Annotated in this window: 7 protein-coding genes; 3 read left to right on the plus strand and 4 right to left on the minus strand. The window is 74.1% G+C overall.

Annotation, left to right across the window (positions count from 1 at the left end; all coding sequences use genetic code 11):
- Positions 1–83: 83 nt before the first annotated feature.
- The gene (locus GSF22_RS28105; RefSeq protein ID WP_208816758.1) at positions 84–893 is read right to left on the minus strand and encodes an Fpg/Nei family DNA glycosylase; all 810 of its coding nucleotides are present in this window, start codon (positions 891–893) and stop codon (positions 84–86) included.
- Positions 894–1,037: 144 nt separating this feature from the next.
- On the opposite strand from GSF22_RS28105, the gene GSF22_RS28110 reads away from it, so the two are divergent.
- The 3 genes from GSF22_RS28110 (at position 1,038) to rocD (ending at position 4,297) form a co-directional block, all read left to right on the plus strand.
- Positions 1,038–1,838: a DUF308 domain-containing protein gene (locus GSF22_RS28110; protein ID WP_208816759.1), complete on the plus strand. Its 801-nt coding sequence runs from the start codon at positions 1,038–1,040 to the stop codon at positions 1,836–1,838.
- Between the two features lie 423 nt (positions 1,839–2,261).
- Complete coding sequence (gene ddaH, locus GSF22_RS28115; RefSeq protein WP_208816763.1) at positions 2,262–3,077, plus strand: dimethylargininase; 816 nt, start codon at positions 2,262–2,264, stop codon at positions 3,075–3,077.
- 11 nt (positions 3,078–3,088) lie between these two features.
- Positions 3,089–4,297 carry an ornithine--oxo-acid transaminase gene (rocD, locus tag GSF22_RS28120; RefSeq protein WP_244454269.1) on the plus strand — a complete coding sequence of 403 codons (1,209 nt, stop codon included), beginning with the start codon at positions 3,089–3,091 and terminating at the stop codon, positions 4,295–4,297.
- A 211-nt stretch (positions 4,298–4,508) separates the two neighbouring features.
- Here rocD and GSF22_RS28125 read toward each other — a convergent pair whose 3' ends face one another.
- From GSF22_RS28125 to GSF22_RS28135, 3 genes are read right to left on the minus strand one after another with little or no spacing between them, the layout of a single operon-like run.
- A complete protein-coding gene (locus GSF22_RS28125; protein WP_208816760.1) occupies positions 4,509–5,660 on the minus strand; it encodes an FHA domain-containing protein in 1,152 nt (383 codons plus the stop codon).
- Complete coding sequence (locus GSF22_RS28130; protein WP_208816761.1) at positions 5,657–5,950, minus strand: 4a-hydroxytetrahydrobiopterin dehydratase; 294 nt, start codon at positions 5,948–5,950, stop codon at positions 5,657–5,659. Before GSF22_RS28130 ends, GSF22_RS28125 begins: the two co-directional genes overlap by 4 nt.
- A gap of 48 nt (positions 5,951–5,998) precedes the next feature.
- Positions 5,999–7,204: an SCO7613 C-terminal domain-containing membrane protein gene (locus GSF22_RS28135; RefSeq protein ID WP_208816762.1), complete on the minus strand. Its 1,206-nt coding sequence runs from the start codon at positions 7,202–7,204 to the stop codon at positions 5,999–6,001.
- Positions 7,205–7,217: the final 13 nt, after the last annotated feature.

Here is a 7,217-nt window from a genome sequence, read left to right on the forward strand (position 1 = left end):
GTGGTGGGGCGACCCGCTGGGCCGGTGGCTTCGACGTGCGGTCCGGCGCGTCGCGGATCCGCGCCGGACCGGGCGGACCGGTGTCAGACCGGCTGGCAGCTGGGGCACCAGTAGAAGTTCCGGCCGGCAAGGTCGCCGCGAAGGATGGTGGTGCCGCAGACGTGGCAGGGGGCGTCCGGCCGCCGGTAGACGTACACCTCACCACCGTGCCGGTCCACCCGGGGCGCCCGGCCCATCGCCTCGGGCAGGTGGGCCGGACGGACCGTGTCGATCCGGCCCACGGTCACCGCGACCCCCATCAGGTCGACCAGGTCGGCCCAGAGGTTCCGCCAGGCGGTCGGGGTGAGTTTCCGGCCGGGCAGCGTCGGCGGCAGGCCGGCCCGGAACAGCGCCTCGGTGACGAAGATCAGACCGGTGCCGGCCACCACGGACTGGTCGAGCAGCAGGGCGCCGAGCGGGGTCGGGCTCCGGGAGATCCGGGCGTACGCGCGTGCCGGGTCGGCGTCGTCGCGGAGCGGATCGGGACCGAGCCGGTCCCGCAGGGCCTGCACCTCGGGCGGGTCGAGCAGCTCGCAGGCGGTGGGACCGCGCAGGTCGAGCCAGTGCCGGTCACTGGTCAGCCGCAGCCGCACCTGCCCCACCGGGGGTGGTGGCTCACCCGACCCGTCGGTGAACTTGCCGTACAGGCCGAGGTGCACGTGCAGGGTCAGCCCGGGCGAGTAGTGGTGCAGCAGATGCTTGCCGTACGCCTCGGTGCAATCGAGGACCGCACCGGAGAGCCGGGCCGCGCCCTCGGCGAAGCGGCCCTGTGGGCTGGTGGCGAGCAGCTTGTCACCGGCGAACAGCTCGGCGTGCCGGGCCGCCAGGCGGTGGATGGTGTGTCCCTCTGGCACGACCGCCAAGCCTAGCCGGGCCGGTTGATTGGCGATCCGGCCGGTTGGGTACGGCTAGGGGACACGTACCGCGTGGATGCCACCTGTAGACATCGGCCACCACGCATTCACAGGAGGTGTGGTGTGGTCAAGATTCCTTCACTCATGCGCCGGACGGAGGCCCCGACCAGCAACCCGGACCCGACCGGCAGCACGGACCGAACCAGCAACCCGGACCCGACCGGCGGCACGGATCCGCTCGGCGACCCGCAGGGCCCGGCCGAGCGGGCGGCGGCCCGCCGGGCGGCGGTGGCCCGGGCCGCCACGGGTTCCACCGGCGCTGCCGTGACCACCGATTCCCGCCGGTCGTCGGCGACCGCCCCCGAACCGACCCTCGAACGCACCATCGACCTGGACCGGGACGGCCGGCCCGACACGATGCCGGGGCGGGATGCCAGGACGGGCGCTTCCACGGACCGGAACGGCCGGGCCGACACGGCGACGGAGCGGGACGCCCGGACGGGCACGCTGACCGACCGGGACACCCGGGTCGGTACCCTTCCGGACCGGGACGGGCGGCCCGACCGGGACGTCCGGGCGGACGGTGGCGTCGGGCCGGCGCCGGTGGTACCCGCCGGGCCGAAGCCCCGGGCCAGCCTGCTCGCCACCCTCGGCCTGATCGTCGGGGTGGCGTCGGCGCTCTTCGTCCTCACCGGCACCCTCGCCGGGTACGGCATCGCGTTGGGCGCCGTGGCGGCGGTCCTGTCGGTCTTCGGCCTGATGGCGACCCGACGCCGGCATGTGGCCGGTACCACCGACGCCTTGATCGGCATGCTGCTCGGGCTGGGTGCGGTGGTGCTCGGGGTGCTCGCGATGACCGGGCAGTTCGTCTGGCCGACCACGGACGGCGACTGGGTGCTGCGGTTCCGGGAGTGGCTTGACGCACAGTTTGTGAACCGGTTCTGACGGGTACCTGAGCGACCGGGTCGGTGGTTCACCGGCCTGGTCCCGCGAGACCGTCCGGTGGTTCACCGGCAGACGCGATCCTCTTTCGGGGGGCGGCGATGCGCCGCCCCCCGAAGCATGTCCGGCCGCCCCCGAAGCGTGCCCGGCCGCCTTCCGAAGCGTGTCCGGCGGCCTTCCGGCGCATGTCCCCGGTACCCCGGAAGCGGGGCCGTCGGGTGCGCCCGGTCACTCCCAACCGGCACCCGACACCGTGACGCAACGTTTCGTTGGTTCATTTGCCGATACACGCAATGAACTGCCACATTGCGCAAGCCTCACCAGTGGATCCGGCCGCTGTCCCCACATAGCGTTGGGTACCGGCGCCAGCCCGTGGGCCGCAGGTGGCCGGGCGCGCCCGATTCCCCTGGGAGCAGGACAATGACGATGGACGCCATCAGCCAGCGCTATCTGATGTGCCGGCCGACGTACTTCGCCGTCGACTACGCGATCAACCCCTGGATGGACCCGACCGCGCCGGTCGACGCCGCGCTGGCCATCCGGCAGTGGGAGACGCTGCGCCAGGTCTACCTGGATCTCGGCCACACCGTCGAGGAGATCGACCCGCTGCCCGGTCTGCCGGACATGGTCTTCGCCGCCAACGGCGGCACGGTCATCGACGGCCGCGCGCTGGCCGTCCAGTTCCGCGACCCGCAGCGCGCCGACGAGGCCCCCGCCTACCGCGCCTGGTTCGAGGCGGCCGGCTTCGAGATGCACGACCCCAAGCACGTCAACGAGGGCGAGGGCGACATCCTGCTCGCCGGTGGGCTGCTGCTGGCCGGGACCGGGTTCCGCACCGCGCACGCCTCGCACGCCCAGTTGCAGGAGATCTTCGGCTACCCGGTGGTCACCCTCCAGCTGGTGGACCCGCGCTTCTACCACCTGGACACCGCGCTGACCGTGCTCGACGAGCGCACCGTGGCGTACCTGCCCGAGGCGTTCTCGCCCGGCAGCCAGGCCGCGCTCCGCCGGCTCTTCCCGGACGCGGTACTGGCCACCGCCGCCGACGCCGAGGTACTCGGCCTGAACGCGGTCAGCGACGGCCGGCACGTGGTACTGCCGGCGCAGGCCACCAACCTCGCCGCCGCGCTGCGGGACCGGGGCTACGAGACCATCGGGGTGGACCTCTCCGAGCTGCTCAAGGCCGGGGGCGGACCGAAGTGCTGCACGTTGCGACTCCGTCAGGGAAAGGCAGGCAAGTGATCGTCGACGACATGGTGCGGACCCCGGCTGCGGTACGGGACGCGGAGCGCTGGACGGCGCACAACTACCATCCGCTGCCGGTGGTCATCTCCTCGGCCGAGGGTGCCTGGCTCACCGACGTGGACGGGCGACGCTACCTGGACTGCCTGGCCGGCTACTCCGCGCTGAACTTCGGGCACCGGCACCCGCAGCTCATCGCGGCGGCGCACGCCCAGCTGGACCGGCTCACCCTGACCAGCCGCGCGTTCATCCACGACCAGTTCGCCGACTTCTGCCGGGAGCTGGCCGAGCTGTGCGGCAAGGACCTGGTGCTGCCGATGAACACCGGCGCGGAGGCGGTGGAGACCGCGATCAAGGTGGCCCGCAAGTGGGGTTACCAGGTCAAGGGCGTACCGGCCGGGCAGGCGACCATCGTGGTCGCCGAGGGCAACTTCCACGGCCGGACCACCACCATCGTCAGCTTCTCCACCGACACCGACGCCCGGGACGACTTCGGGCCGTACACCCCGGGGTTCCGGATCGTCCCCTACGGTGACCTGGCCGCACTGGAGGCCGCGATCGACGACACCACGGTGGCCGTCCTGATCGAGCCGATCCAGGGTGAGCAGGGCGTCGTGGTGCCGCCGGAGGGTTACCTGCCGGGCGTACGCCGGGTCTGCACCGAGCGGAACGTGCTCTTCGTCGCCGACGAGATCCAGTCCGGGCTGGGCCGGACCGGCAGCACCTTCGCCTGTGACGACGAGGGTGTCACCCCGGACATGTACCTGCTCGGCAAGGCCCTCGGCGGCGGGATCGTGCCGGTCTCCGCGGTGGTGGCCGACGCCGAGGTGCTCGGCGTACTCCGCCCCGGTCAGCACGGCTCGACCTTCGGCGGCAACCCGCTGGCCTGCGCGGTGGCCACCGAGGTGGTCCGGCTGCTGGCCACCGGGGAGTTCCAGCGCCGCTCGGCCGAGCTGGGTGCCCGGCTGCACGAGTCGCTGCGGGCCCTGGTCGGCCAGGGTCTCGTCGCGGTACGCGGCCGGGGGCTCTGGGCCGGCATCGACATCGACCCGGCGCTGATGAGCGGCCGGGAGGCGTGCGAGCGGCTGGCCGAACGCGGGGTGCTCGCCAAGGACACCCACGGGTCCACGATCCGGCTGGCCCCGCCCCTGGTGGTCACCGCCGAGGAACTCGACCACGCGGTGGAGCAGCTCGCTGCCGTGCTGGCCGGCGCCCGCTGAGTCACACCCGGCACGGAGAAACACCGACCGCCCCGCCACCGGAGTCTCCGGTGGCGGGGCGGCCCCGTTCCGACTCGAAAGCAGACCGGTCGGCCCGTTCCGGCCCGAAAAGGGGACGGGGCGGTCCGGTCCCCTCGCAAGGGGCGGTCCGGTCCCCTCGGAAGGGGCGGTCCGGTCCCTTCGGAAGGGGCGGTCGCCGGACCGCGCCCGGTCAGGGGCGGGGCAGCCGCATGGCCATGGTGGGCGCCTCGGCCATCACCGACGTCGGGTTGAAGGCGGCCCCGGTCGGCAGTTCACCGGCCCGGCCGACCTGCACCCCCGGGTAGAGCTCCACCATGTCGCCGGGGCCGAGCACCCGGCTCTGCCGTGGGGCCAGCGGGATGCGCTCCGCCTCGTCCATCGAACCGCCGGGGCGGATGCCCGAGCCGTTGGTGCTCAGGTCGGTCACGATCACCTCGCCGACCCGCAGCTCGAACTGGAGATGCGACCGGCTGATCCACCGGCGGGCCTCGTCGTTCAGCCACTGGCCGAGCACGACCCCGCCGGACTGTTCGGGCGCCCGACCCACCAGTACCGGCTCGTCGCTGGTCAGCACGAACCGCCGTCGGGTCAGCCCGCCGATGCGTACCGCGAGCACCTGGGTACGCGGGCGGGCCCCGGCGTCGGTGAGCCGGCTGCCGTGCCGGGGGCAGGTGGGCGCGCCGGACCGCAGCGTCGGCGGCGCCTGCCCGCTGGGGGAACGTTCCACCCGGGCCAGGTCGGCGAAGGCGCCACCGCCTCCCCCACCACCGAACAGCGCGCAACCCGGCTCGGCGCAACGCCACAGCCGGGTGAGCAGTTGGGCACCCGCCGGTGACGGGGTGCCGCTGACCGGTACGGTCCCACCGCCCACGTGTGCGGTGAGCGTCGGCCCGCCGGCACCCGCCACCGGGGCCAGTACCCGCCCCGGCTGCTCGGCCACCCACGGGTACCGCCCGCGCAACCCGTCGAGCCGGGCCCGGGTGAGCACCGGCAGTCCGAGCAGGTCGGCCACCTCCAGCATCCGGTCACCGGGGTTGTCCAGCACCTCCACCAGTCCGTCGTCGGCCCACCGGCGGACCACCATCCGCTCGTTGGAGGTCAGGTCGGCGTCGGAGAGCAGGGCCCGGTGCACCACCGCGTAGACCGGGACGTTGTCCTCCTCCAGGTGGCGTACCAGGGCATCGATGACCATGCCGAGCCGGAGCAGGTTGGCCGGGCGACCGCCGTCGAGGTCCTGGTAACGCACCACCTCGGCCAGATCCAGTACGGCACGGGCGAGGTGGGGGTCGGTGCAGACCCGTCCCTCGATGGCGTCCATGACCTTGCTGATCTCGAATCTCACCGCGCACTCCGGATGATCTCGTCGATCCGCCGGGCGAGGTCCAGGTCACGGTGGGTGACACCCCCGGCGGAGTGGGTGCTGCACCGGAAGGTGAGCGAACGCCACCGGATGTCGATGTCGGGGTGGTGGTCCAGCTCCTCGGCGACCGCCGCGACCTGGTTCACCACCCCGATCGCTCCGGGGAAGTCCCGCAGTTCGACCGTGCGCAGCAGACCGGACGGGTCACCCGTCCAGTCGTCCAGCCCGGCCAGACCGTCCCGCACCGCCTCCGCGGTGAGCACCTCTACCATGCCGAGACCCTACCGCCGGGAGCCACACCGGTCCGGCTCAGCCGGCGGTCAGCTCATCCGGCCGACCGCCGCCCGCAACCGGCGCAGGTCCCGGCGGCGCCGCTCGTAGGTGGCGGCGAGGCCGATCAGCGCGAACCCACCGACGGCGAGGTAGATCCACCGGGGCAGCAGGTCCCAGCTCCGGACCGCCTCGACCAGCGCGAGCACGGCCAGGGTCACGCCGCCGAGCAGCACCGGCGCCTGCTGCCGCCGGACCGCGCCGAACAGCACCACCGCCAGCGCGCCCGCGCCGAGCAGCAACCGCCGCACCACCTGGTCCCCGGAGACCAGCACCGAGGCCAGGCTGGGCAGCAGGGCCGCCGCGAGCCCCGGACCGTAGACCAGCCAGCTACCCAGCGCCGGTCGGGTACGCAGCGCCAGCCAACCGGCGCCGAGGGCGACCAGGGCCGCCGGCACGGTGTACGCCTCCAGCAGGGCCACCCGCTCGGCGGAGAGCAGCAGCCAGAGCGCGGCCACCTCGCTGACCCCGGCGACGGCGGCCAGCCGCCACCGGTTCCCGGTGGGTTCGGCCGGTGACAGCGCCCGGAGCCCGACCGCGATGCCCCAGAGGGTGCAGACCGCCGCCGCGTGCCGGGCCGAGGTCAGGGTGAGCAGCAGGGCGACCACGGCGGTGCCGTGACCGGCGGCGTCCAGGGCCCGCGCCTCGACCGACCGGCGTCGGACAGGGGTGCCCGGTCCGCCGGACCGGCGGATACCCGGCACCGCCGCACCGGCCAGCGCCAGCACCGCCACCCCGAGCACCGCGAAGCCGGCGAGGCGGAGCGGCAGGTCGGCGGCGCGTACCGCGGTGACCGCGAACGCCGCACCGGCCGCCACCGCCGTACCCCAGCCGGTGACCCGGGCGGCCGGCAGGCGCCCGGCGAGCGCCACGGTCACCGCGACGGCGATGGTCGCCCCCAACCCGCCCAGCGTCCCGGCCCGGGTCGGGAGCAGCCCGGCCAGACCGGGCGCGGCCAGCACCAGGCCGACCGGTACCAGCCAACCCCCGCCGACCAGCAGGGCGGCGGCGAGCAGCACGGCCAGGCCCCCCACCAGCAGCACCACCGGCACGGCGGGCCAGCCCGCACCGGCCCCGGCCAGCAGGACCGGGAACGCCACCGCTGCCAGCGCCACTGCCGGCCGGTACCCCGGCCGGGGCGCCCACGGGCCGTGGGCGGCACCGGCGACGGCCGCCGTGAGCAGGAGCAGGGCCACCCCTGTCTCTTAT

It is taken from the genome of Micromonospora echinofusca, from assembly GCF_017614955.1.
GTDB classification, from domain to species: domain Bacteria; phylum Actinomycetota; class Actinomycetes; order Mycobacteriales; family Micromonosporaceae; genus Micromonospora; species Micromonospora echinofusca_A.